Below are 24,790 nucleotides of genomic sequence, written 5' to 3' on the forward strand. Positions count from 1 at the left end.
TTCGTTATAATAGAAGAAACGGCTCGGATATAATACATTTCCGCTAGTCCGACTATTATGTATACGGAAAAGGTAAGCAACCTTTTGTCCTTAAACAGGGCGAAGGGTTGCTTTTTTGCGTTTATTTACAGGAAAAAGGAAGAGAAATTGCTTCTCATCTGCGTAAACGCTTGCATTCCGTGGTCACATAACACACAATATGAGGGAAGATTCTCTTCCCGCTTTGGGAGGTTTATGGTATGGAAGAACGATGGATCTTGTTTGGTTTGCATGAGATGGAGGGTATTGGCAAGAAAACAATCTTGAAACTAATCCAGGGACAACATCAATTGTCCGATCTTTTGGATTATCAGGAAGGTGACTGGACTGCGGCAGGCTTGCGCAAAGATCAGGCTGTCCGCTTGGCTAGTCTTTTTAACCGTAACTGGATTGAGTGTAAAAGAGAATACGTTTACAATCAGGGGATAGAGGTTATTACTTATCTGGATCAGAATTATCCTATATTAATGAAGGAAACCGTTCAGCCTCCCTGGGTAATGTATGGTCGAGGGGATATAAACTTGCTACACAACCCGTCCATTGCGATGGTGGGAACTCGTATGCCAACCGTGTATGGGCGCAAAGTTGGCGAGAAGCTGGCAGAACAATTATCCGGTGCAGGGCTGACGATCGTAAGTGGGCTTGCCCGTGGTATTGATAGCGTATGTCATGAGGCCGTATTGCGTGCGAAAGGAAAAACGATTGCGGTATTCGGAACAGGGATTGATAATATATACCCACCCGAAAATACAAGTCTTGCCGAACGAATCGCTGAGTCGGGTCTGCTTTTGTCGGAATATCCACCAGGTACGAGAGCACGCCAGGGACTATTTCCAGAACGGAATCGAATCATTGCCGGCTTGACGCTGGGAACATTGGTTGTTGAGGCTGACATTCGCAGTGGTTCACTCATCACAGCGGATGCTGCGCTTGAAGCGGGCAGGGAGGTATTCGCAGTTCCTGGACCCATTACATCACCGAAGAGTCGGGGGGCACACAATCTAATTCGTCAAGGAGCCAAATTGGTCACTTGTGCAGCAGATATATTGGAAGAGTATCGTTTGGGCTTGCCAAATACAGATCAACTTCCTTACAATAGAGGACGTTCGACTGAAACAACTGAGCCTTCCAGGCAAGGGATATTCGCTGAGGTTGAGCTCTCTCCAGATGAACAACGTGTGATTTATCTGTTGGAGCAGGAGGAGCAATCACTGGATCAACTGCTTGAACAGCTAGGCTGGGATTTTGGACATTTGCATTCAGTTCTGTTATCTTTAATCATAAAAAAGCAGATTAGCCAATTACCAGGCACCAAATATGCGCGGGTATGACAATGCTGCAACCTATGCAACGTGTGGAAATATATAATTAGCTGAAGTTATTTTACCTATGCATAAGCATACAGAAACAGTTACATGACAGTTTCATGACTGAGAGGAGGATGAACCTATGGCGGATGCACTCGTAATCGTGGAGTCGCCCTCAAAGGCGAAGACGATAGGCAAATATTTAGGCAGCAAGTTCATCGTGAAAGCTTCGATGGGACATGTTCGCGATTTGCCAAAGAGTCAGATCGGCGTTGAGGTGGAGAATGATTTTAATCCGAAATATATTACGATCCGCGGCAAAGGTTCAATTTTGAAAGAACTGAAGGATGCACGAAAGAAAGTGAAAAAAGTGTATCTCGCAGCTGACCCGGATCGCGAAGGCGAGGCTATTGCATGGCATTTGGCCCATGCGCTTGAATTGGACGATACGGCAGATTGCCGGGTAGTATTTAATGAAATTACAAAGCAGGCGGTCAAAGATGCGTTCAAAACGCCGCGCAAAATCAATATGGATCTGGTTAACGCGCAGCAGGCAAGACGTATTCTGGATCGGCTCGTTGGATATAAAATTAGTCCATTATTATGGAAAAAAGTTAAAAAAGGTTTATCTGCCGGCCGGGTTCAGTCCGTAGCTGTTAAAATCATTCTGGATCGTGAAAATGAAATTGATGATTTTGAGCCGGAAGAATACTGGAGCATTACCGCCAAACTGACAGCAGACGGCAATCCGTTTGAAGCCAAGTTTCATAAATTGAACGGGGCCAAAACAGAGTTAGGCAGTGAAGCGGAAGTGCAAGCGATCCTGAAACAGATCGAAGGTGCAGACTTTACGATCAAGGAAGTTAAAGAGAAGGAACGGAGCCGTAACCCTTCTGCCCCGTTTACGACGAGTTCTTTGCAACAGGAAGCAGCTCGTAAATTGAATTTTAGAGCTTCCAAGACGATGTCGGTGGCCCAACAACTCTATGAAGGTGTAGACCTTGGAAAAGAAGGCACAGTAGGTCTCATTACGTATATGCGTACGGACTCCACACGAATTGCAGCATCTGCACAAGAGGAAGCCAAAGAGTACATCGTTGGGAAGTATGGTGAACCATTTGCACCAGAAACACCACGAAATTATTCCAAAAAAGCAGCCAATGCTCAGGATGCGCATGAAGCGATACGTCCAACTTCCATTCTGCGTGATCCCGATTCAATCAAGTCATTTATGAGTCGTGATCAGTTCCGGTTGTATAAACTGGTATGGGAACGTTTTGTAGCGAGCCAGATGTCTTCAGCAATCCTGGATACACTCTCTGTAGATATTGCTGCGGGGGATACGATCTTCCGTGCAGCAGGTTCAAAAGTACGGTTCCATGGTTTCATGAAGGTATATGTTGAAGGAAACGATGATGGTACAACCGATGAAGATCGTCTGCTACCTCCATTGAAAAGTGGAGATGTGCTTGAGAAGCAGGAGATTGAGCCAAAACAGCATTTTACACAACCGCCACCCCGTTATACGGAGGCAAGGTTGGTTAAGACGCTTGAGGAATTGGGTATAGGGCGTCCGAGTACATATGCGCCAACGCTGGAGACCATTCAGAAGCGCGGATATGTTGCGATAGAGGAAAAGAAATTCATGCCGACCGAGCTGGGTGAACTGGTCATTGAACAGATGGAAGAATTCTTCCCGGAAATCCTGAATGTTGAATTTACCGCTAACATGGAAGGCGATCTTGACCATGTGGAAGAAGGTTCGGAGGATTGGGTCAAAGTACTCGCGGAATTCTACGAATCTTTTGAGAAACGGCTTGAGTTTGCGGAAGAAGAAATGAAAGAAATCGAGATTGAAGATGAAGTATCCGATGAGATTTGTGAGAAGTGCGGCAAACCGCTGGTTTATAAACTCGGACGTTTTGGCAAGTTTCTCGCGTGCTCAGGCTTCCCTGATTGCCGGAATACCAAACCGATTATTAAGGACATCGGCGTAAATTGTCCGAAATGTAAGGAAGGTCATGTTGTTGAGCGTCGTAGCAAAAAGGGACGTATTTTCTACGGTTGTGACAAGTATCCTGAATGTGATTTCGTCTCATGGGACAGACCTTCAGCCAAACCATGTCCAAGTTGCGGATCGTTAATGATTGAAAAGCGGAACAAAAAGGGAGCCCGATTGCAGTGTACTTCATGTGATCATCAGGAGCCAGTGGATGAACCGGATGACGAATCAGCGGATTAATATGAAATAGAATCAATTTTAGTGAATAATGAAATTGTTTTGTGGGGGTAAATGATTTTGACGAATGAACAACAAGTAACTGTAATTGGTGCCGGGCTGGCAGGAACAGAAGCGGCTTGGCAGATTGCAAGTCGCGGTGTACGCGTAAAATTATATGAGATGAGACCTGTTGTGAAAACACCAGCTCATCATACCGATAAATTTGCAGAACTGGTATGCAGTAACTCGCTGCGTGCGAATGGATTGACGAATGCAGTGGGTGTGCTAAAAGAAGAAATGAGAATGCTCAATTCTCTTGTATTGTCAGCAGCAGACAAACATGCCGTTCCGGCAGGTGGAGCACTTGCTGTGGACCGGGATGGATTTTCAGGTGAGATCACATCCACGTTGCACCAGCATCCGCTAATCGAAGTGGTGAATGAGGAACTAACTTCTCTGCCGGAAGATGGCATCGTTGTTGTTGCAACGGGGCCCCTGACTTCCCCTGCATTGTCTGAGCAGATCAAGGCACTGATGGGAGAAGAGTATTTCTACTTCTATGATGCAGCTGCACCGATTATCGAAAAAGATTCCATTGATATGAATAAAGTGTATCTGGCTTCCCGTTATGATAAGGGTGAGGCGGCGTATCTAAACTGTCCGATGACAGAAGAAGAGTTTGATGTCTTCTATGAAGCTCTCATCACTGCTGAAGTCGCTCAATTGAAAGAGTTTGAGAAAGAAATCTACTTTGAAGGCTGTATGCCAATCGAAGTGATGATGAAACGGGGAAAACAGACGGCTCTGTTTGGACCCATGAAACCGGTAGGCCTGGTTAACCCGCACACAGGAGAATTGCCACATGCGGTTGTTCAGCTTCGACAGGACAATGCAGCCGGTACCCTGTATAACCTGGTGGGTTTCCAGACGCATCTGAAATGGGGAGAACAAAAACGTGTCTTCTCCCTTATCCCGGGACTTGAAAATGCAGAGTTTGTCCGTTATGGTGTGATGCACCGTAATACGTTCATTAACTCTCCTAAACTTCTTCTTCCGACGTATCAGTTTAAAGAGCGTCCAAACCTGTTCTTTGCAGGTCAGATGACCGGTGTTGAAGGATATGTGGAATCTGCTGCATCAGGGCTTATTGCCGGCATGAACGCAGCCAAAGCAGCGCTTGGACAGGAACTGGTGGTATTGCCGGTAGAAACAACACTTGGCAGTATGGCTCAGTATATTACAACGGCTGACTTCAAGCACTTCCAACCAATGAATGCAAACTTTGGTTTGTTGCCGAAGCTTGAAACGAAAATCCGTAACAAAAAGGAAAAAAATGAAGCTCTTGCACAACGCGCACTGGACGGCATCACCAGTTTTGCAGCGGCAGAAGGTCTAACTGTTCCGGAACGCGTATAAATTATTCGTGGGAGGAGGCTGATATCATGGATATGTCATTTCATGCTACAACGATCTGTGCTGTTCGTCATAATGGTAAGGCAGCAATCGCCGGTGATGGTCAGGTGACCATGGGCCAAAGTGTTGTGATGAAGAATACAGCCAAGAAGGTAAGACGTTTGTACCGCGGACAGGTTGTGGCTGGCTTTGCTGGTTCTGTGGCGGATGCAATCACGTTGTTTGAGAAATTCGAAGGCAAGCTGGAGGAGCACCATGGTAACTTGCAGCGTGCCGCTGTGGAGCTTGCCAAGGATTGGCGTCAGGATCGGATCTTGCGTAAGCTTGAGGCACTGTTGATTGTAATGGACAAATCAGGCATGCTGCTCATTTCAGGCGGCGGGGAGATTATCGAACCGGATGATGACGTCATTGCTATCGGATCAGGTGGAAACTTTGCCTTATCTGCTGCACGTGCGTTGAAACGTCATGCTGTAAACCTTGAAGCCAAAGATATTGCCCGTGAATCGCTTCAGATTGCCTCTGAACTATGTGTATATACCAACAGTAATATTATTGTAGAAGAGTTATAAACCAAAGAAATCTCCCGTAGTGGAGCATGATTCTATAATCTGCTCCATGACGTCTAGGGGATTCTTTGTCCTTGTTAGGTAAAATTAATTCAACATTCTGATAGGAGGGAAGCAATATGAATACTCAAGCGCTAACACCAAGACAGATTGTTGCAGAGCTTGACAAGTATATTGTAGGTCAAAAGAAAGCTAAAAAATCGGTAGCTGTAGCCCTTCGTAATCGTTATCGGCGTAGCCTTTTGCCTGAGCACACTCAGGACGACATTGTGCCTAAAAATATCCTCATGATCGGACCTACGGGTGTGGGTAAAACGGAAATCGCCCGTCGCCTTGCTAAACTGGTAGGTGCACCATTTGTGAAAGTGGAAGCTACCAAGTTCACTGAAGTAGGTTACGTTGGTCGTGACGTTGAATCGATGGTGCGTGATCTGATTGAGACATCACTTCGGATGGTGAAGCTGGAGCGGACTGAAAAAGTGAAGGACAAAGCTGAAGAAGCTGCCAATGAGCGAATTGTACATATTTTGGCTCCTTCACAGTCCAAGTCCAAAAATCAACGCAATCCTTTTGAAATGATCTTTGGTAACAATGGGAACAACACGCAGGAACAGGAAGATCCAGAACCCGATACAGGGGTTGCGGAGCGTCGGCGCAAGATCAAGTTTGATCTGTTATCTGGCAAGTTGGAGGATGACATCATTGAAATTGATGTTGAAGACACTGCACCTAACATGATGGATATGTTTGCTGGTCAAGGCAATGATCAGATGGGGATGAACATGCAAGAGATGTTTGGTAGCTTGCTGCCTCGTCGTACGAAGAAACGTAAGCTCGCTATCAAAGAAGCGCGTAAAGTGCTGATCCAGGAAGAAGCAGGAAAATTGATCGACATGGATGATGTTACTCAGGAATCCATTCGTCGGGCGGAACAGACAGGTATCATCTTCATTGATGAAATCGATAAGGTTGCCAGTCAAGGACGCGGTAGCGGACCTGATGTATCCCGAGAGGGGGTTCAACGGGACATTCTTCCTATTGTGGAGGGTTCTACAGTGATGACGAAATATGGTCCTGTTAAAACGGACTATATTCTGTTTATGGCAGCTGGTGCATTTCACGTCGCCAAGCCTTCTGATCTGATTCCTGAGCTACAGGGACGCTTCCCGATCCGTGTGGAACTAAGCAGTCTAACATTGGAGGAGTTTGTATCCATTCTGACTGAACCTCAAAATGCATTGACCAAACAGTATGTTGATCTGCTGCGTACCGAGAATATTGAGATTGAGTTCTCGGATGAGGCCATTCACGAGATTGCCAAATTGGCTGAATCCGTCAATCAAAATACAGAAAATATAGGTGCTCGTCGTTTGCATACGATCCTTGAAAAGCTTTTGGAGGATTTATCCTTTGAGGCGCCTGAGCTTACACTGGAACGTATGGTGATAACTCCGGAGTATGTCCGTGAGAAATTAAACGATATTGCGCTAGATCGTGATTTGAGTCAGTATATTCTTTAACATTAGGCCTAACCAGTAATGGACTACATGGTCGTATCAATGAACGATATGCACTGAAGAGTAGAGAGCACTTACGGATCGACGAAGGATGGTCATTCCTTAATCGCATCGTGTAAGGTACTCATACGGACCAGTGTATGTCGTTTATTTTTGTTTCAACCTAAAGGATTTCAATGTTATAACCGATAAAAGAGGTGGGGTTGTTATACGGATCGACAAAAACTAGGACTTGTGCCGCATGTATACGGAGTTAAAACCTATCGGAGTGGTCGTTATTCCTTGTTTCTATATCCAATGATTCCCATTAAAAGAATTTTACTTATTCCAAGTCTGGTTATCGGTTTAGTGAATAGATTGGTAAATGTTGCGTAAATGCGCAAAATGATGAATTGTAGAAAAGTGTGAAGTCACCAATTGTTTTCTCGAGATTAAAATATAGAGACCCCTCCTAATTGTTAAGAAAGTGTTGTGCAGAAAAGGTGAGTTTTCTTCATTCTTGAAAAATAACTTGTCAATTGATTAAGATACAGCTTTATATGTATACCTACCATATTATCCATAAACCCTTAGTGCAACGCCAAAAAATTCTAATAATAACAACGATGAAATATTCGGAAATATACATAATTACGAGCGTTATACGCTCATGTAGAGACTGGAAAGTCTTTTTTTATTTTAAGAATGTTTAAGAAGAATAAGGCAGAGTATTAACATACTTTTGATTTGGGCCTGAACATTTACGAAAAAATTCATAATTTGCAGAAAATACACAAAAAGCCCTGTCTTTCAGAAAAGATAGGGCTTTTTTCTTATTGTAATAAATCCCAAACTCGAAGAAACTTATGTTATACGACAACATCAGAGTTAATTCTACTTAAGTCCTAGAAAACCGTGTAAAGACGAATGTTTTTGTCGAAAAAACATAAGAATTTTCAAGGGAAAAGATTCAATCTTTTTCCATAACTTCTAAAGAGAGGAGGGGGATTGTGAATCTTTTAAATGATATCAGTTTTAAAAGATTACAAGGTGCACTCGACGCGGCCAATATCAGACAAGGAACGCTTTCTGACAACATCGCGAATGCCGATACCCCGTATTTCAAGCGCTCGGACGTTTCTTTCGAAGAAATGTTACAAGGGCAAATGAATGGAGATATGCCTGTTCTTAAAGGCAAAGTAACTGATGCAAGGCATTTTGTCATAGGTCCTTCCTCTTCCATACCTGCGCCAGTAGTTAATATGGACCAGTCAACGTCCATGAATAACAACCAGAATAATGTCGATATCGACAGAGAAATGAGTCTTCTGGCGGAGAATCAGTTGCGGTATAGCGCTTATATTCAGCAAGTGAACGAACAAATTAAAATGATGCGCGTTGGCGTGGAAGGGAGATAACCTAAATTGAACATTAGTAACAGCTTTAGTATCAGTAGCTCTGCACTGACAGCTCAACGGTTGCGGATGGATGTTATATCTTCCAACATTGCCAACGCAGAGACGACGCGCGCGAGCGTATCCAATGGTGAAGCGATTCCTTACAAACGTAAAATGGTCGTGCTCGAGCCGAATAAAACGTCATTCGGCACAATGCTGCAAAATCAGATGAGAGGTAGCGGTTCAGGAGATGGCGTCAGAGTAACTGAGATTCGCGAGGATCAGTCACCATTGAAGCCTGTGTACGACCCTTCGCATCCAGATGCCAACGCTGAAGGATATGTATTTATGCCTAATGTGGATATTGCGAAAGAAATGGTCGACATGATCTCTGCTTCGCGTTCCTATGAAGCAAACGTAACGGCACTGAATTCAACTAAAGCGATGATCTCGAAAGCTATGGAGATTGGAAAATAATTTGTTACGAAATGAAATAAGAAATATACAAACCAGGGATGAAGGGGAGGGACATTAATGATTCAGAACAACATGTTCAGCACTCAAGGAATACAACCGCTACAGATGAAGACTGCAACCGAAAGCAAGCCTTCTACACCAGCCGAAACCATTCAGAGCTTCGGTACATACTTACAGAATGCATTAGGGTCCGTCGCAGCTCAAGAGACTCAATCGCATGAAATGTCGAATCAATTTTTGGTCGGCAAAGCGAATGTGGATCAGGTGTTGATTGCTTCAGAACAGGCCTTGTTAAGCCTGCAACTCACAACTCAAGTCCGAAACAAAGTGGTCGAAGCATACCAGGAAGTTATGAGAACGCAATTATAGAATAACCTACTTGCGCTTCGACAATAGCGCTGATCATTACAACAAAGCAGCTGCGATGCTGCTCCTGATTATCAACCTATGGAAAGGCAAAGGTTGAGTAAGGACAGACTAAGCAAAGTTTCGGATGGGGTGACAGAGTGAATGAGAGAATCGCCCAGTACAGGGATAAGGCATCCCAGTATTGGAATAGTTTTAGCAAAAAGCAAAAAGTATTATTTATATCGACCTTCCTGTTTCTGATTTTGGCAGCAGTTGTACTTACGATGCAATTGTCCAAGACTGAATACGAAGTTGCCTTTACAGATTTGAACGCGAGTGATTCAGCTGGCGTAATCAGTTATCTCGATTCATCTAGCATTCCATACAAATTAAGTTCAGATGGTAAGACCATATCCGTACCGAGCACAAGTGTTGCAATTGCAAAGGTGAATGTCGGATCTCAAGGGATTATTCAGAATGGTTCATTAGGGTATAAGTCATTCGAGGAGTCATCATCCCCTATCGGGATGACAGACAAAGAGTTTGATGTAAAATACAACAACGCTATAAACGGAGAAGTTGAGCAGTTGCTTCAGCGGATGCAAGGCATTCAGGATGCTAAAGTACTGGTGAATATGCCGAAAGATAACATTTTTGCTGGTTTAGAAGAACAAGACAAAGCATCAGCATCGGTAGCTCTCCAATTCAAACCGGGTTATCACCCAAATCAGGCAGCGGTAGATGGCTACTTCAACTTGGTGAAGACGGCCATTCCTAATCTACCTATTGAAAACATTACAATTACGAACACGGATGAAGCAGAATTGATTCCAACTGCCCGAGGTGGAAGTGGCGGGTTGTCTTCCGAAGTTCAAGAAAACATGGCATTACAGAAAAAGTTTGAAAACGATGTTCGTAACAATGTAAAACAATTTCTTTCCCAGATTGTAGGCGAAGACAAAGTTAATGTGTTGGTCGCCTCCAAGCTTAATTTTGACAAAGAAACACGTAAGGAAAATCTGGTCACACCTGTTGATGTAGAGAATATGAAAGGCATCGAGATCAGTGTGCAGGAGATTCAAAAAAGTTACACTGGCGCAAGCAACCCGACAGGTGGTGTTGCTGGCACAGGACAAGAGGAAGTTCCGGGTTATCCATCAGCTGATGCAACAGGTAACTCGACCTCAGAAGAATCATCAAGCACTATAAACTACGATGTTAATCGAATCGCCAAGGATATTATTTCCAGTCCATATACTGTAAAAGACTTAACCATTAACGTAGCAGTTGAACCACCGGATGGAGAAACGGAATTGCAGGGACCGGTTCAAGACGCGATTGAAAACATTCTGGTTAACATTGTTCGCGCTTCATTGGCAGACTCAGGCACCGTAATAAGTGACGCTGATCTGACAAAGAAGGTTTCAGTCATGTCACAAGGGTTCCAGGCTGCCTCGACAGCAAATACAGGCTTCCAGTTGTCCCCAACCATGATGTGGGGCGGAGGCGCACTCATAGCGGCATTGATCGCAGCGGTTATTATTTTGTTAGTACGCCGTCGCCGCAAACAGAACGAAGTCGAAGAAGAAGAGATTCCTCTTCCAATAGCAACAGAGTTCCCGTCCATTACGCTGGACAGTGTAACGAACGAAAGTCAGGTGCGCAAACAATTGGAGAGTTTGGCCAAGAAAAAGCCAGACGAATTCGTCAATCTGCTGCGTACATGGCTGGCTGACGAATAGAGGTGAACGAATTGGCGAAGGCAAGCAGTCAGGGTTTGACTGGCAGACAAAAAGCAGCAATTTTGTTGATTACATTAGGTCCGGAAGTATCGGCTCAGATCTTTAAACATCTGCGTGATGAGGAGATAGAGCAACTTACGTTGGAGATTGCCAACGTTCGCAAGGTTGATTCTTCCGAAAAGGACATGATCATGGCCGAGTTTCATCAGATCTGTCTGGCTCAGGAATATATCTCTCAGGGCGGTATCAATTATGCAAGAGAAATCCTGGAGAAAGCGCTGGGTTCTTCAAAAGCACTTGAAGTCATTAACCGTTTAACAGCTACGCTGCAAGTCAGACCGTTTGACTTTGCACGCAAAGCGGATCCAAATCAAATTTTGAACTTTATTCAAAATGAAAGTCCGCAAACGATCGCACTGGTTCTGTCCTATCTTCAGTTCGAACAGGCTGCAGCAATTCTGTCATCCTTGCCACAAGAGAAGCAGGCAGATGTCGCTCGCCGGGTGGCGGTTATGGATAGTACTTCGCCAGAAGTTATCTCTCAAGTGGAGCGGGTTCTGGAACAGAAGTTATCTTCTACGGTAACGCAGGATTACACCAATGCAGGTGGCATCGAATCGATCGTTCAGATTTTGAACGGAGTCGATCGTGGTACAGAGCGTACCATTTTGGACTCACTTGAAATTCAGGATCCAGAGCTTGCAGAGGAAATCAAAAAACGCATGTTTGTATTCGAAGATATCGTCAATGTGGATGATCGTTCGATCCAGCGTATTATTCGGGATATCGACAACGCGGATCTGCAACTTGCACTCAAGGTGGCCAGCGAAGAAGTTCGGGATGCTGTGTTCCGGAATATGTCGAAGCGGATGTCCGAAACATTCAAAGAAGAGATGGAATTCATGGGCCCTGTGCGATTGCGTGATGTTGAGGAAGCTCAGACGCGCATTGTAGGAACGATACGCAGATTGGAAGAAGCCGGTGAGATCATTATCGCACGCGGTGGAGGAGATGATATCATTGTCTAATTTGATTAAATCTTTCCAGTATGTACCCGTAGATGACCACAAAAAACTAGAGAATCATCATCATTACGGTGGTGCTGAGGAGTCTGAAACGGAATTATACGGCGATAGTGCCGAGAGTTCTGAAGCAGAGACGCTTCAAGCACGCGTGGACGAAGAAACACAACGTCTTACCGCAGAGATGCTGGAAGATGCCAAGGAGTTTGCAGAAAAGCAAGTACGTGAAGCTTCGGAAGAGGCAGAGCGCATGCTTCAAGAGGCCCGTGAACAGATCGACAGCTGGTGGCAGGAACAACGACAACAGGATGAACATCTGACTGAAGCGCTTCGTTCACAAGGTTTCCAACAGGGTTTTGAAGAAGGCAAAGTACAAGCTGAACTGGATCTCCAGGTGCAGATCGATAAGATGATGATTGAAGCGCAGGAAGTGCTCAAGGAAGCTTATGTAGCTAAAGATCAGATCATTCAGGAAGCCGAACCGTTCCTTGTGGATCTCGCTTGCGGGATCGCTGAGAAGGTTATTGATAAGCAACTTACCATTGAACCTGATCATACATTGGAACTGATTCGTCAAAGTTTGTCACGTAAACGCGAGCAGGGGTTAATCACACTTTGTGTGACACCTGATCAGTTTGCATTTGTACAGGCAGCTCGTGAAGAATTGTCTCTGTCTATTGACTCCCAGGCAGAATTGCAGATTTTGCCTGATTCAACAGTCAAAGATAAAGGTTGTGTCATTCGTTCTTCGTTCGGAAGTGTAGATGCGAGAATTGATACACAGCTTGCTGAGATTAAGAAAGAACTGGTCCGCATAGCACTTGAGGATGAGGAGCGAAAAAATCAACATGAAGGTTCTTAGTTCACAGCGATACATGGAACATTTGCGGCAATTCGATCCTGTTCGTATTAACGGCAAAGTTACTCAGGTTATTGGTCTTATGGTGGAGTCAGAAGGGCCGGATGCAAGTATCGGAGACGTATGTTATATCTATCCTGGTAAATCAGCCAAGCCTCTGCAAGCCGAAGTCGTTGGGTTTCGAGATAACAAAGTGTTGCTTATGCCACTAGGTGAACTTCAATCTATCGGCCCTGGTTGTGATGTAGTAGGTACGGGTAAACCACTTGGTGTTCAGGTGGGCTCCGAATTGCTTGGTAAAGTATTGGACGGACTTGGACAACCGTTGGACGGTTCACTCCTTCCATCCAGAATGCCGATGTACTCCACATCCAATACACCTGTCAATCCAATGGATCGTCCGCGTGTACTTGAAACGATGGGTGTTGGTGTAAGAGCTATCGACGGATTGTTGACCGTAGGTAAGGGACAGCGTGTAGGTATTTTTGCAGGTTCAGGTGTTGGTAAGAGTACATTGATGGGCATGATCGCCCGTAATACAGCGGCGGATGTCAATGTCATCGCGCTTGTGGGTGAGCGTGGACGTGAGGTACGCGACTTCATTGAACGGGATCTGGGTCCGGAAGGACTGGAACGCTCCGTAGTCATTGTTGCAACTTCAGATCAGCCTGCCTTGATTCGGATCAAGGGAGCAGTTATTGCGACTACGATTGCAGAGTATTTTCGAGATCGTGGAATGAACGTGATGCTGATGATGGATTCGGTAACCCGATATGCGATGGCACAAAGGGAAGTTGGTCTGGCTGTAGGTGAACCTCCGGCAATGAGAGGATATACACCGTCGGTTTTTGCAAGTTTGCCCAAGCTGCTTGAACGGGCAGGTACAGGACCTACGGGCTCGATTACAGCCTTTTACACCGTTCTGGTTGATGGGGATGACATGAATGAACCGATCGCGGATGCAGTAAGGGGTATTTTGGATGGACACATTGTGTTAAATCGCTCCATTGCGAATAAAGGTCATTTTCCAGCGATTGATGTGCTAGCTAGTATAAGTCGTGTTATGAAGGATATTGCTCCGGAAGAACAGCTGGAAGCTGTTAATAATATGAAACGTCTGATGGCTGTGTACAAAGAATCGGAAGATTTGATCAATATTGGGGCTTACCAGCGGGGATCAAATGCAGCCATAGATGAATCGATAGACCAGATTGATAGTATATGGAACTTTACCAAGCAGAAAGTCGACGAGAAAGTCACCTTAAGTGAAGTACAGGAACGTTTGATTCTTGAATTTGCAAGGAGATGAATGGGTAAACGATGAAATTTCGATATCATTTCCAGAAAGTTGTTGACCTGAAGAGTAATGAAAAAACACAGGCAGAGTGGATGTTATCCACAGCGATCGGTAAACTTCAGACGGAGGAAGAACATCTGATACAACTTCTTAATGATAGAAGTAATCTGGTCAGCATCATTCAATCTGCTACGGAAAATACAGCGTCTGTAAACAGTCTGCAGGAGATGCAGCGTTATGTACATCACCTTGACGAGTGCATTTCACGCAAAAACAGTGATGTTAAACATGCTCAGGTCAATGTGCAGCGGAATCAGACATTTCTCAACGGTAAGATGATTGACGAAAAAGTATGGCTTGGAGCAAGAGACAAGGCCAAAATCAAATTTCAGCAGGAGATGCTCCTCCGGGAACAGAACGATCTGGACGAGATGGCTACTGTACGCTTCGCTGCCAAAGCCGGACGCGCGAATTGATGTGAGCCGGAAGCGAAGTTGTCTCGTGAAGGAGGAATGAATGATGGCTGTTAAAGATGATAGCGACATGGAAAAAGAGTCGGGAGGCGGTTGGGAAAAATTTCTCATGATCTCAATCCCGATTGTATTCACCGTAGTATTGCTAGGTGTATTACTTACGCTATTTAATGTAGATATTCGTAATAATTTGTTTGAATTCGCCAACAAGATACCGGTAGTGAAGGAATGGGTACCTGATCCTGTACTGGATCCGGAGAAAGAGAAGCTGGAGAAGAGTGAGCAGCAGGTTGAAAGTGCTGAAGCCACAATCGAAAAGTTGAAGTCCCAGGTAACTGCCAAAGAAACTGAGCTTAAGGCAGCACAGGAAGCAACAACAACCGAAGCGAAGAAGGCCACGGAACTTCAGAAGAAGTTGGATGATGCGGAAAAAGCGGCTGAAACGGCTGCTGCAGCAACGCCGGAAACGGAATCCGATTATCAAAAGCAAATCAAAGATTTGGCTAAAATGTATGCTGACATGAGCCCGAGCAAAGCTGCACCGATCTTGCAAAATATGACGAATGAGGAAATGGTGTTGTTATTGAATGCCATGCAATCATCTGCTCGGACCAAGGTGCTTGAAAAGATGGACCCGAAAACAGCAGCTGATGTCACCATGATGATGAAGGATGCCAAACCATCCGGGGATCTGGCATTGGATGCATTGCAATCCAGATTGAAGAAAGAAACCGCAGCAACTTCAACTGCATCCACAACGACAAGCAAAAATCTGGATAAAAACCAGCTTAGTCAAACATTTGCTTCGATGTCCGCTTCAAGCGGCGCCAAGTTATTGTTGGAAACATACAAGTTAAGTCCTGACAAAACACTGACCATTCTGAATTCGGTAGATGATGCAACACGCTCTCAATTGCTTGAGAACATGTCTTCAGAGAACTCGGTTGAAACTGCAAAAATTTTGAACAGATTGATGGGCAACAAGTAAAACGGATTACACTGAACTTTATTGAGAGGAGGTGAAAATAAATGTCGATTGTATATCAAATGGCATCCACAGCATCTGCAAAAGCAACGGGAACAGGTCAGACGACTGGAACACAATCGAAAGGTTCAGCTGCAGGTACTAGCGGTGAATTTCTCCAAACTCTTGCACAATCGTTATCAGGTGGAAACACAGAAGGGGATAGTTCAAGCGCTGCTGGAAGCCTAACTGCCAATCCGTTGGTCTTTTCTTTTGCTACAAGTGAAGAAGGGGAAGAGACATCAATCACGGATGTGCTGAATTCATTGTTCACGGACTTGGATTCGCTTGACGAAGCTTTGGAAAATGATCCAACTCTACTCGCAGGCTTGCAGACTCTGATTCAACAGTTGTATGCACAACTAAATGATGCTTCTGGTACTAACGCAGAAGGTTCCAACGAGTCTTCGGATGGACCAAAAAGCGCGAGTGTAGTACCTGCAATTGAACTGTCGCAGCATCCGGCAGCAGTACGGTTTGTTCTGCAAGATATGCTTACACAATTAGTAGCTGCGATGAATGAACCTGAAAGTACTGTTGCGAAGAATGCTCCTGAATTCAAGCATCTGCTACAATCTCTGCAGAGTCAGCTTCAAGAGGCTGGAGTGGATACGACCCGTAACAATGGATGGACGGAATTAAAATCCATACTGGATACATTGACTGCGGTTAAGGAACAGGCTGTACAAGTCGCTCCAACGACTTCACTTCAGACATCCAAACAGGATTCTGTCATACCACAGGTTCTTGTTGCGGCAGGGGCGAATTCTGGAATCCAGGTGAAAGATGAGACGGAAACCACATCTGCTTCAAAAGCAGGTGGTGAAGTGGAACATTCCACCATCATTACTGCGGGAGAGCTGTCCTTGCGTTCATCAGGTACAACAGCGGGAAAACCGGCTGAACCTGTAATGCAAACATCACAATTTGCCAAAGAAATGACACAGTTTGTTGTCAATAAGCTGGATATTGTACAGCAAAAGGGATTTTCCGAGGCGACCATCTCACTTCGTCCTGAGCATTTAGGGAAGTTGGACGTTCAAATTACCTTACAGAATGGTCAATTGGTGGCACGGTTTATGACTGAGCATACGATGGCCAAAGACATGCTAGAACAACAAATGATGCAGCTGCGTTCTTCACTTCAAGCCCAGGGAATTCAAGTGGAACGACTTGAGGTTACCCAGAACAGTTCAATCGGATCACAGATGTATCAGGACGGAGGTCGTCAGCCGGGAAGTAACTCTCAGCAACAGCGCCGTTCACGTGAGCGAGAGGAACAATCGGATGATGCTATAGCTACAGCAGGAATTCAAGAAGAATTGCGTAACTGGCGTAGCGAGCAAGTCGAAGGAAATGAATTACAGAGAGATACGTTTAGTGCGAAGGCTTAAACAGGAATGAGGTGAGCAAATGGCTAATGAAATTGTTTCAACGAACAATACCTGGCCGAACTATTCAGCAGCTAATAAAGCAACCACAAGTGCTGCAACAAAAGAATTAGGTAAAGACCAGTTTCTAAAAATCTTGATTACCCAACTGCAAAACCAAGATCCTATGCAACCGATGGAGGATAAGGAATTTATCGCTCAAATGGCACAGTTCAGCTCCGTGGAACAACTGGTCAACATTTCTACACAGCTTAAAACATTGAACCAGTCACTTGGTGCTGTATCCGGCATGATTGGCATGGAGGTAAGTTGGCTTTCTTCTAATAAAGACGACAATGGAACTCTTCGTCAGGGTATTGTGGATTCCATCATTGTAAGAGATAGTGTTCAATACGCAAAAGTGGGTAACGACGAGATTAAGCTTGATGAGATCATTCAGGTGAATTATCCAAAACAGGCTGAAGAGAGTCAAACTCCGGTACAGAACGTTCAGGACGTAGCCCCTGAAACGAACCAGAGCCAGGAAGCTGAATCTTCCGCTGGAACGGGTGATACGGAAGATAGCGGGAAAACGATATGAGTGATCGCATAACGGTTGGACAATTATATGCAGGCTCAATTAAACCCAATATGCTTCAAAGACCCAAAACGGGAGAATCATCGGCTGTTCCCGAAAAACCTTTTGCAAAGGTACTGGAAGATAATCTTCTGAAATTGAGCAATCATGCTGCAAAACGTTTGGAACAGCGTGGTATTGAACTCAAGACCGAACAAATGGAGCAAATTGGTTCGGCTTTGGACAAAGCAGCTGCCAAAGGAGCCAAAGAGTCATTGATTTTAATGCAGGATATGGCTTTTATCGTCAATGTCAAAAATCGTACGGTGGTTACAGCTATGGATAGTGAGAGCATGAAGGATAATGTGTTCACTCAGATTGATAGTGCCGTAATCATTTCTTGACCGGCTGGCCCTTCTCGGGAGCCGGAATACCGCTGACCGACTGATGCGGTAACCAAATGAAGACTGGGAGGATTTTTAAAAATGTTGAAATCAATGTACTCAGGCGTTTCCGGGATGCGGGGTTTTCAAACCAAACTCGACGTAATTGGTAACAATATTGCGAACGTAAACACGGTTGGCTTCAAGGGCAGTCGGGTGATGTTCAAAGATATTATGAGCCAAACGACGGCAGGGGTAACTGCCCCTGGAGATGCATCTGGTGGTGTCAATGCGAAACAAATCGGTCTTGGTGTATCCGTAGGTTCAATTGATACGCTGCATCTGGCAGGTAGCCCAATGACAACGAATAATCCAACAGATCTTCGGATTAATGGAGATGGATTCTTCTTGGTACGTTTGAGTGAAGATCAGGAAGTACCTTACCTGACTCGTGCGGGGGATTTTCATGTGGATGCTGCACGTAACCTTTTGACTTCGGATGGATTGTTTGTTCTGGATAACGGTGGCGGAAACATTACCATTCCAGACGATGTCGTTTCTTTTACGATTGGTCAGGATGGAACCATTAACCAGACCATGGCAGACGGAACGATCGAAGCGGGTCCACAGATTGGAATAGGTAAAGTTGTCAATCCAGAAGGTCTTGAGAAAATTGGGGGCAACTTGTACCGTATGACAGCAAACGCGAATCCGGAAGGCGCACTGGAACCATTGACAGCGAACAGTGCTGAGGACGGAACGGGAGCAATCATTGCTGGGCAGCTCGAAATGTCTAATGTGGATCTGACCGGTGAATTTACGGAGATGATCGTAGCTCAGCGTGGATTCCAGGCCAACTCCCGAATCATTACAACGTCGGATGAAATACTTCAGGAAGTTGTTAACCTGAAGCGTTAATAGCTGATTAATGAATATTTAAAACGTGGGGGAGCTTGCTCCTCCCACTCTGATCGAGGGGGCTTAGCATGATTTCGGTTACGCGGTTAAATGGTTCTCCCATGTGGTTAAATGCGCTGATGGTTGAAATTGTGGAAGAGACGCCGGATACGTATATTACTCTGGTAACTGGAAAGAGACTCATTGTGCTTGAAAAAGCCGCTGATGTTATTTCCAAGATTAAAGATTACAACCGTGAAATCGGGGTTCAGGCAGCCACTATTAAAGTGCAGCAAACGGAGGAATCCTGATGAAAAAAATGATGCCCTGGCTTGCAACCATGTTGCTGGCAATAACACTCATTGTGGTGGTTGTGTTTGTATTTATGCAAGGACAGAACGGGAATAAGAACGACACACATACGGCTGCAGCTTCAGAAGCCAAGAAGATGACTGCGGATGAGATTGTAGAAGTTTCCTCTGAGCTTGGAGAAATTAAAACCAATTTGGCTGATACAGATCATGTTGTAGTTGTCAGCTTCTCATTCAAGTTGTCAGACAAAACAGCCAAAGAAGATTTTGAGAAAATTAAAGAAATTACAGTGAAGCCTATTATCATTCAGACGTTCGCGGATACAAAGTCTGAGGAATTGGCAACAGCGAAGGGCCGAGTACAATTTAATGAGAGATTGACCGGACTAATTAATGAAGCTTTACCTGAAGGTAAGTTGAGCAGCACCAGTTTTTCAGCTTTTGTGATGGCGCCAATGTAATGAACAGAACACGCTGTAGACCTGTAAGGGGGTGAGAACATGGTGGATGTATTATCACAAAATGAGATTGACGCCCTATTAGCAGCCCTTTCTTCTGGTGAAATGGACGCAGAAGAATTGAAGAAGGAAGAAACTCAGAAGAAAATCAGATCGTACGATTTTAAGCGGGCAGTGCGTTTTTCCAAAGACCATATCAGAAGCTTGACTCGTATACACGAAAACTTTGCACGCTTTCTCACCACTTATTTTTCAGCCCAACTGCGGACGTTCGTTCAAATCAATGTCGTTCAGGTCGAACAGTTGCCTTATGATGAGTTTATCCGTTCTATTCCTAAGATGACGATATTGAACATTTTTGAAGCGGAACCACTACAGGGACGAATGGTGATGGAAGTCCATCCGAACGTGGGATATGCGATGTTGGATCGCCTGCTTGGTGGAACCGGGAGTGCTCCAACCAAGATTGCATCGATGACGGAGATTGAAACGACCATCATGGAGCGAATATTCAGCCGTGCATTTGAAAGTTTGCAGGAAGCATGGAAGACCGTGTTGGATATTTCCCCAAGGATGGAAGCGTTAGAGACCAATCCGCAATTTATGCAGATTGTATCTCCCAACGAAACGATTGCTCTGATCTCGCTCAGTACCAAAATTGGTGACACGACAGGCATGATCAATCTATGTATACCGCATGTCGTTCTTGAACCTATTATGTCACGGTTGTCCACTCATCAGTGGTTTGTTTCGGAGAAGAAAACGAGAGCCCCGGAAGAATATGATGCTCTAAGAGAGCGTGTGAACAAAGCCAAGTTACCCATCGTCGCGGAATTGGGAGAATCCAGAATTTCAATTGCAGAATTTTTGGGTCTGTCCGTTGGTGATGTCATTACGTTGAACAAACCCGTTGATGAGGGACTTTCCATTAAAGTGGGTGACAAACTGAAATACATGGGCAGTCCGGGGACAATCAAGGACCGTGTGGCTGTGCAAATAGACGAGATTGTCACCGAAGGAGTTGAAGAATTTGACGAGTAAGGATTATTTATCCCAAGAAGAAATCGATGCTCTGCTCAGGCAATCGGAATCGATAAACAGCTCGGAACCCGCTGAAAAGACGGTTGATGATTTTTTGACCGAGCTGGAACAGGATGCCTTGGGGGAGATTGGTAACATTACATTTGGTAGCGCGGCAACAGCCTTATCCACGCTATTGGGACTCAAAGTAGATATTACAACACCTAAAGTTTCTATTATAAGTCGAACGCAGTTTGAAGAAGCTTTTCCCAAGCCGCATGTTGCCGTTCATGTGAATTACGTGGATGGATTTGAAGGCATTAACTCACTTGTTATCAAGAAGAGAGATGCTCAAGTCATCGCTGATTTGATGCTGGGTGGCGAAGGAAATCCGGTCGATGAAGAACTGAATGAAATCCATATTAGTGCGGTACAGGAAGCGATGAACCAAATGATGGGGTCATCTGCTACTTCCATGTCTACGATTTTCAACCGCTTTGTGAATATTTCTCCTCCGGGAATTGATATTCTCAATTTGGAGAGTGGTGAAGGTGTAAGCAATCTACCAGAAGATGAGACTCTCATCCAGGTTTCATTTCGTCTGTTAATCGGGGATCTGATCGATTCCAATCTGATGCAGTTGCTTCCAGTGCATTTTGCCAAGAACATGGTAGACATGCTGATTGGAGGCGCTCAAGAGTCAACTGCCAGCGCACCAGTGGCAGCAACACCTGAACCTGCACCAGCACCAGTAGCAGCAACGCCACCACCAGTGGCTGAGCAGCCGCCGGTTCAGCACCAGCAGCCCCCACAGGCTCCTCAGCAGCCTGCTCAGGACTATAATGGATATGGACAGGCTCCAATGGGGATGCCGCAAGGAATGCCGCCACAGCAGCCGTATGGCATGCCACCGCAGCAACCTTATGGTGCACCTCAACATTACGGTGGAATGCCAAACAGGAATGTTAACGTGCAACCAGTTCAATTCGCCAATTTGCAAAATGGGGCGTTTGGCCAGGTAGACGAAAACAATTTGAATTTATTGATGGACATTCCCCTTAAAGTCACCGTAGAATTAGGAAGGACCCAGAAGCAAATTAAAGATATTTTGGAACTGTCACAGGGTTCGATTGTCGAACTGGATAAGTTAGCCGGGGAACCTGTCGATATTTTGGTGAATAACAAACTGATCGCCAAGGGAGAAGTTGTCGTAATTGACGAAAACTTTGGTGTTCGTGTTATAGATATCGTTAGCCAATGGGACCGAATTCAGAAATTACAATAAGCACAATTTAGGGAGGACTTGAATCAAGATGGCAAACCGAATTTTAGTCGTAGACGACGCTGCATTTATGAGAATGATGATCCGGGACATTTTGTCCAAAAATGGATATGAGGTTGTTGGTGAGGCACAGGATGGTTCACAAGCAATTGAGAAATTTAAAGAGCTTCGTCCGGATCTGATCACAATGGATATTACGATGCCTGAGATGGATGGCATTGCAGCTTTGAAAGAAATCAAGAAGATTGATGCTAATGCAAAAGTGATTATGTGCTCTGCAATGGGTCAACAAGCGATGGTAATCGATGCTATTCAAGCTGGTGCCAAAGACTTTATCGTTAAACCGTTCCAATCTGACCGCGTTATCGAAGCGATTAGCAAGACACTGGGCGTTTAAGAAACATGATGATGGCTCAGGGTGATATACCAGGAGGAGCTGGCGCGGGAACCAATTATTATTTACAGCTTGTATGGGTGATTGTTGTCCTGGCCGTCATCCTGGTCCTTATTGTCTATCTAATTCGGTTCTTAAACAAACGGAATCAGCAATGGTTCCGGAATGGCACTATTCGTATTCTGGGCGGAGTCGGACTGGGACAAAACAAGTCGCTGCAAATTATAGAAATTGGTGGAAGTGTATATCTGCTTGGTGTAGGTGAAGACATCCAGTTGGTAGATAAGGTTTCAGATTTGGAAGAGGCGCAAAGAATCATAGATTCCTTCGAACGAGATGCTGCTGCACAACAAGGAAGTTTCTCGCCTCTCATTGCCAAGCTCGCAAAACGCTTCCGTAAAGATGAACCGCCGCGGGAAATGGAACTAGAGGACACAACTTCTTTTCACGAAATGTTTGAATCCAAACTGCGGCAGATGCCTAACCGTAAAGAGAAGATGGAAAAGCTCCTGGATAAAGACAATACTACAGATCGGTCGAGGGATTCATGAAGAAAAAGATTTGGTTAGCGTGTTGTTTATTAGGACTTATCAGTCTGGCATCTGTAACGGTTGCCTTTGCCGAACCCATTCCGAATATTGATATTCAGATTGGAAATGGTGACGGTGGGACACCAAGCACGAGTTCGCTGTCCATCATTCTGTTAATTACGGTGCTTAGTATTGCACCAGCAATGCTTGTACTTATGACCAGTTTTACTCGGATTGTGATTGTGCTCGGCTTTGTACGTACATCTTTGGGTACACAACAAATGCCACCCAATCAGGTGCTGGTCGGTTTGGCGCTATTTCTGACACTTTTCATTATGTCGCCGACGTTGTCTTCCATTAATCAGGTAGCGCTTCAGCCCTATCTCCAGGGAGAACTTACACAAACCGAGGCGCTGGAAAAAGCAGCAGATCCCATAAAGAAATTTATGTTTACCCACACCAGAGAAAAAGACCTTTTGCTATTTATGAAATATAATCAGACTGAACAGCCAAAAACATACCAGGATATTCCAATTACTGTGATGGTACCGGCATATGTAATCAGTGAGTTGAAGACAGCATTCCAGATGGGGTTCATGATTTTTATTCCGTTTCTGGTTATAGACATTGTTGTTGCGAGTACTCTCATGGCAATGGGGATGATGATGCTTCCGCCGGTTATGATCTCATTACCTTTCAAAATACTGCTCTTTGTCCTTGTGGACGGGTGGTATCTGGTTGTCAAGTCACTGTTACTGAGTTTTAACACTTGATCCGGAAAGTTAAAGGAGGACGGTCATGACTTCGGAATTTATTATCGGTCTGGCCGGGAAAGCGGTATACACGTCATTGCTGGCCAGTGCACCCATGCTTATACTAGCTCTGGTTGTAGGACTTGCAATCAGTATTTTTCAAGCGACAACTCAAATTCAGGAACAAACATTAGCTTTTGTGCCCAAAATTGTGGCCGTACTTCTGGCGGTACTTTTGTTTGGACCCTGGATCTTGAATATATTGGTCGATTTTACGTTCAACATTCTCGATAATCTATACAGATACATAGGGTAGGCTTTAGCAGATGGAGACATTATTGCAAAGTTTCCCTGTCGCTCTGCTTATGTTTTGTCGAATCACATCATTTTTTGTAACTGCGCCGATTTTTTCGGCTCGAAATGTACCAGCTTCAATCAAAATTGGACTGTCTGCTTTTGTCACATTGACTGTATATATGATATATGGCATAAACCAGACGGTACCCACAGATCTGAGTTATATTTTGCTCATCATCAGAGAGATTTTGGTTGGTTTGCTTTTGGGATTTGTTGCGTATCTTCTGATGACGGCTGTACAGACAGCAGGTGCTTTTATTGATATACAAATTGGTTTTGGTATTGCGAACGTATATGATCCGATGACAGGTGCTTCAGCACCGCTTACAGGTAATTTCAAATATGCATTTGCAGTACTTTTATTCCTTACCATGAATGGACATCATTATCTGCTGGATGCCCTCGTATACAGTTATCGATGGATCCCGTTGTCAAATGTATTTTTCTTAAGGCTGGCCGATGGAAGTATTGCTGAATTTCTGATTCGTACGTTAGGTGAATCATTTATGCTTGCTTTTCAGATGGCTGCACCGATGGTAGTTGCTTTGTTTTTGACCGATGTAGGATTAGGATTTTTGGCAAAAACGGCTCCTCAATTTAATGTGTTTGCTGTCGGAATGCCGCTTAAAGTACTCGTCGGGCTTGCTATTTTGCTTTTGCTGGTTCCCAGCTTCGCCTTTGTATTTAGTCAATTGTTCGAAGTAATGTTCAGATCCATGGAAAAATTGCTTGGGACCATTGGGCAAAGGCCGGGATGAGTGAAACGGAGGACAAG

General features: G+C 44.6%; 27 protein-coding genes. All 27 read left to right on the forward strand.

Annotation, left to right across the window (positions count from 1 at the left end):
• Positions 1-239 precede the first annotated feature (239 nt).
• The 27 genes from dprA (at position 240) to fliR (ending at position 24,773) form a co-directional block, all read left to right on the forward strand.
• Positions 240-1,370: a DNA-processing protein DprA gene (dprA, locus tag ACTHPG_RS06205; RefSeq protein ID WP_440388259.1), complete on the forward strand. Its 1,131-nt coding sequence runs from the start codon at positions 240-242 to the stop codon at positions 1,368-1,370.
• A 118-nt stretch (positions 1,371-1,488) separates the two neighbouring features.
• Positions 1,489-3,588 carry a type I DNA topoisomerase gene (topA, locus tag ACTHPG_RS06210; protein ID WP_440388260.1) on the forward strand — a complete coding sequence of 700 codons (2,100 nt, stop codon included), beginning with the start codon at positions 1,489-1,491 and terminating at the stop codon, positions 3,586-3,588.
• Positions 3,589-3,639: 51 nt separating this feature from the next.
• The gene (gene trmFO / locus ACTHPG_RS06215; RefSeq protein WP_370511405.1) at positions 3,640-4,983 is read left to right on the forward strand and encodes an FADH(2)-oxidizing methylenetetrahydrofolate--tRNA-(uracil(54)-C(5))-methyltransferase TrmFO; all 1,344 of its coding nucleotides are present in this window, start codon (positions 3,640-3,642) and stop codon (positions 4,981-4,983) included.
• 26 nt (positions 4,984-5,009) lie between these two features.
• Positions 5,010-5,552, forward strand: a complete 543-nt coding sequence (hslV, locus tag ACTHPG_RS06220) for an ATP-dependent protease subunit HslV (protein ID WP_076208907.1) — start codon at positions 5,010-5,012, stop codon at positions 5,550-5,552.
• Between the two features lie 116 nt (positions 5,553-5,668).
• A complete protein-coding gene (gene hslU, locus ACTHPG_RS06225) occupies positions 5,669-7,069 on the forward strand; it encodes an ATP-dependent protease ATPase subunit HslU (protein WP_440388261.1) in 1,401 nt (466 codons plus the stop codon).
• A 986-nt stretch (positions 7,070-8,055) separates the two neighbouring features.
• Complete coding sequence (gene flgB / locus ACTHPG_RS06230) at positions 8,056-8,463, forward strand: flagellar basal body rod protein FlgB (protein ID WP_440388262.1); 408 nt, start codon at positions 8,056-8,058, stop codon at positions 8,461-8,463.
• Between the two features lie 6 nt (positions 8,464-8,469).
• Positions 8,470-8,919, forward strand: a complete 450-nt coding sequence (gene flgC / locus ACTHPG_RS06235) for a flagellar basal body rod protein FlgC (protein ID WP_440388263.1) — start codon at positions 8,470-8,472, stop codon at positions 8,917-8,919.
• A gap of 57 nt (positions 8,920-8,976) precedes the next feature.
• Positions 8,977-9,288: a flagellar hook-basal body complex protein FliE gene (gene fliE, locus ACTHPG_RS06240; protein ID WP_440388264.1), complete on the forward strand. Its 312-nt coding sequence runs from the start codon at positions 8,977-8,979 to the stop codon at positions 9,286-9,288.
• Positions 9,289-9,425: 137 nt separating this feature from the next.
• On the forward strand, positions 9,426-11,009 hold the full coding sequence (gene fliF, locus ACTHPG_RS06245) for a flagellar basal-body MS-ring/collar protein FliF (protein ID WP_440388265.1): 1,584 nt from the start codon (positions 9,426-9,428) through the stop codon (positions 11,007-11,009).
• Positions 11,010-11,020: 11 nt separating this feature from the next.
• Positions 11,021-12,037, forward strand: a complete 1,017-nt coding sequence (gene fliG, locus ACTHPG_RS06250) for a flagellar motor switch protein FliG (protein WP_047842476.1) — start codon at positions 11,021-11,023, stop codon at positions 12,035-12,037.
• Entirely contained in the window at positions 12,030-12,893 is an 864-nt protein-coding gene (locus ACTHPG_RS06255; protein WP_440388266.1) for a FliH/SctL family protein, read from the forward strand. Before fliG ends, ACTHPG_RS06255 begins: the two co-directional genes overlap by 8 nt.
• Positions 12,880-14,199, forward strand: a complete 1,320-nt coding sequence (gene fliI, locus ACTHPG_RS06260) for a flagellar protein export ATPase FliI (protein WP_036609365.1) — start codon at positions 12,880-12,882, stop codon at positions 14,197-14,199. The genes ACTHPG_RS06255 and fliI overlap by 14 nt, the downstream gene beginning before the upstream one ends.
• Before the next feature lie 11 nt (positions 14,200-14,210).
• Positions 14,211-14,663, forward strand: coding sequence for a flagellar export protein FliJ (gene fliJ, locus ACTHPG_RS06265; RefSeq protein ID WP_278295730.1), 453 nt, complete (start codon positions 14,211-14,213; stop codon positions 14,661-14,663).
• Positions 14,664-14,706: 43 nt separating this feature from the next.
• Positions 14,707-15,648 (forward strand): MotE family protein, encoded by a 942-nt coding sequence (locus ACTHPG_RS06270; protein ID WP_440390148.1) that lies wholly within the window; start codon positions 14,707-14,709, stop codon positions 15,646-15,648.
• 41 nt (positions 15,649-15,689) lie between these two features.
• On the forward strand, positions 15,690-17,078 hold the full coding sequence (locus ACTHPG_RS06275) for a flagellar hook-length control protein FliK (RefSeq protein WP_440388268.1): 1,389 nt from the start codon (positions 15,690-15,692) through the stop codon (positions 17,076-17,078).
• Positions 17,079-17,097: 19 nt separating this feature from the next.
• A complete protein-coding gene (locus ACTHPG_RS06280; protein ID WP_440388269.1) occupies positions 17,098-17,655 on the forward strand; it encodes a flagellar hook capping FlgD N-terminal domain-containing protein in 558 nt (185 codons plus the stop codon).
• A gap of 50 nt (positions 17,656-17,705) precedes the next feature.
• Positions 17,706-18,035, forward strand: a complete 330-nt coding sequence (locus tag ACTHPG_RS06285) for a TIGR02530 family flagellar biosynthesis protein (protein WP_440390150.1) — start codon at positions 17,706-17,708, stop codon at positions 18,033-18,035.
• An 81-nt stretch (positions 18,036-18,116) separates the two neighbouring features.
• On the forward strand, positions 18,117-18,932 hold the full coding sequence (flgG, locus tag ACTHPG_RS06290; RefSeq protein WP_440388270.1) for a flagellar basal body rod protein FlgG: 816 nt from the start codon (positions 18,117-18,119) through the stop codon (positions 18,930-18,932).
• 68 nt (positions 18,933-19,000) lie between these two features.
• Positions 19,001-19,222 carry a flagellar FlbD family protein gene (locus ACTHPG_RS06295; protein WP_017689179.1) on the forward strand — a complete coding sequence of 74 codons (222 nt, stop codon included), beginning with the start codon at positions 19,001-19,003 and terminating at the stop codon, positions 19,220-19,222.
• A complete protein-coding gene (locus tag ACTHPG_RS06300; protein WP_440388271.1) occupies positions 19,222-19,683 on the forward strand; it encodes a flagellar basal body-associated FliL family protein in 462 nt (153 codons plus the stop codon). Before ACTHPG_RS06295 ends, ACTHPG_RS06300 begins: the two co-directional genes overlap by 1 nt.
• A gap of 39 nt (positions 19,684-19,722) precedes the next feature.
• On the forward strand, positions 19,723-20,721 hold the full coding sequence (gene fliM / locus ACTHPG_RS06305) for a flagellar motor switch protein FliM (protein WP_253433786.1): 999 nt from the start codon (positions 19,723-19,725) through the stop codon (positions 20,719-20,721).
• A complete protein-coding gene (gene fliY / locus ACTHPG_RS06310; RefSeq protein ID WP_440388272.1) occupies positions 20,711-21,985 on the forward strand; it encodes a flagellar motor switch phosphatase FliY in 1,275 nt (424 codons plus the stop codon). Before fliM ends, fliY begins: the two co-directional genes overlap by 11 nt.
• A gap of 28 nt (positions 21,986-22,013) precedes the next feature.
• Positions 22,014-22,379 carry a response regulator gene (locus ACTHPG_RS06315; RefSeq protein ID WP_017689175.1) on the forward strand — a complete coding sequence of 122 codons (366 nt, stop codon included), beginning with the start codon at positions 22,014-22,016 and terminating at the stop codon, positions 22,377-22,379.
• 11 nt (positions 22,380-22,390) lie between these two features.
• Positions 22,391-22,927, forward strand: coding sequence for a flagellar biosynthetic protein FliO (locus tag ACTHPG_RS06320; RefSeq protein WP_278299274.1), 537 nt, complete (start codon positions 22,391-22,393; stop codon positions 22,925-22,927).
• On the forward strand, positions 22,924-23,679 hold the full coding sequence (fliP, locus tag ACTHPG_RS06325; RefSeq protein ID WP_278295723.1) for a flagellar type III secretion system pore protein FliP: 756 nt from the start codon (positions 22,924-22,926) through the stop codon (positions 23,677-23,679). The genes ACTHPG_RS06320 and fliP overlap by 4 nt, the downstream gene beginning before the upstream one ends.
• Positions 23,680-23,704: 25 nt before the next feature.
• Entirely contained in the window at positions 23,705-23,974 is a 270-nt protein-coding gene (fliQ, locus tag ACTHPG_RS06330; protein WP_047842485.1) for a flagellar biosynthesis protein FliQ, read from the forward strand.
• Positions 23,975-23,984: 10 nt separating this feature from the next.
• Positions 23,985-24,773, forward strand: a complete 789-nt coding sequence (gene fliR, locus ACTHPG_RS06335) for a flagellar biosynthetic protein FliR (RefSeq protein WP_440388273.1) — start codon at positions 23,985-23,987, stop codon at positions 24,771-24,773.
• Positions 24,774-24,790: the final 17 nt, after the last annotated feature.

It is taken from the genome of Paenibacillus sp. SAF-068, from assembly GCF_051967555.1.
Taxonomy (GTDB): Bacteria; Bacillota; Bacilli; order Paenibacillales; family Paenibacillaceae; genus Paenibacillus.

What these genes read in the sequence shown, in the direction of transcription:
- fliE (WP_440388264.1), top strand. Translation starts at nt 8,977, where the DNA reads ATGATTCAGAACAACATGTTCAGCACTCAAGGAATACAACCGCTACAG.
- ACTHPG_RS06320 (WP_278299274.1), top strand. Translation starts at nt 22,391, where the DNA reads ATGGCTCAGGGTGATATACCAGGAGGAGCTGGCGCGGGAACCAATTAT.
- ACTHPG_RS06300 (WP_440388271.1), top strand. Translation starts at nt 19,222, where the DNA reads ATGAAAAAAATGATGCCCTGGCTTGCAACCATGTTGCTGGCAATAACA.
- ACTHPG_RS06285 (WP_440390150.1), top strand. Translation starts at nt 17,706, where the DNA reads ATGCTTCAAAGACCCAAAACGGGAGAATCATCGGCTGTTCCCGAAAAA.
- fliQ (WP_047842485.1), top strand. Translation starts at nt 23,705, where the DNA reads ATGACTTCGGAATTTATTATCGGTCTGGCCGGGAAAGCGGTATACACG.
- ACTHPG_RS06275 (WP_440388268.1), top strand. Translation starts at nt 15,690, where the DNA reads ATGTCGATTGTATATCAAATGGCATCCACAGCATCTGCAAAAGCAACG.
- fliI (WP_036609365.1), top strand. Translation starts at nt 12,880, where the DNA reads ATGAAGGTTCTTAGTTCACAGCGATACATGGAACATTTGCGGCAATTC.
- dprA (WP_440388259.1), top strand. Translation starts at nt 240, where the DNA reads ATGGAAGAACGATGGATCTTGTTTGGTTTGCATGAGATGGAGGGTATT.
- trmFO (WP_370511405.1), top strand. Translation starts at nt 3,640, where the DNA reads ATGATTTTGACGAATGAACAACAAGTAACTGTAATTGGTGCCGGGCTG.
- fliM (WP_253433786.1), top strand. Translation starts at nt 19,723, where the DNA reads ATGGTGGATGTATTATCACAAAATGAGATTGACGCCCTATTAGCAGCC.
- fliP (WP_278295723.1), top strand. Translation starts at nt 22,924, where the DNA reads ATGAAGAAAAAGATTTGGTTAGCGTGTTGTTTATTAGGACTTATCAGT.
- flgG (WP_440388270.1), top strand. Translation starts at nt 18,117, where the DNA reads ATGTTGAAATCAATGTACTCAGGCGTTTCCGGGATGCGGGGTTTTCAA.
- ACTHPG_RS06315 (WP_017689175.1), top strand. Translation starts at nt 22,014, where the DNA reads ATGGCAAACCGAATTTTAGTCGTAGACGACGCTGCATTTATGAGAATG.
- topA (WP_440388260.1), top strand. Translation starts at nt 1,489, where the DNA reads ATGGCGGATGCACTCGTAATCGTGGAGTCGCCCTCAAAGGCGAAGACG.
- fliR (WP_440388273.1), top strand. Translation starts at nt 23,985, where the DNA reads ATGGAGACATTATTGCAAAGTTTCCCTGTCGCTCTGCTTATGTTTTGT.
- hslU (WP_440388261.1), top strand. Translation starts at nt 5,669, where the DNA reads ATGAATACTCAAGCGCTAACACCAAGACAGATTGTTGCAGAGCTTGAC.
- fliJ (WP_278295730.1), top strand. Translation starts at nt 14,211, where the DNA reads ATGAAATTTCGATATCATTTCCAGAAAGTTGTTGACCTGAAGAGTAAT.
- ACTHPG_RS06270 (WP_440390148.1), top strand. Translation starts at nt 14,707, where the DNA reads ATGGCTGTTAAAGATGATAGCGACATGGAAAAAGAGTCGGGAGGCGGT.
- hslV (WP_076208907.1), top strand. Translation starts at nt 5,010, where the DNA reads ATGGATATGTCATTTCATGCTACAACGATCTGTGCTGTTCGTCATAAT.
- ACTHPG_RS06280 (WP_440388269.1), top strand. Translation starts at nt 17,098, where the DNA reads ATGGCTAATGAAATTGTTTCAACGAACAATACCTGGCCGAACTATTCA.
- ACTHPG_RS06295 (WP_017689179.1), top strand. Translation starts at nt 19,001, where the DNA reads ATGATTTCGGTTACGCGGTTAAATGGTTCTCCCATGTGGTTAAATGCG.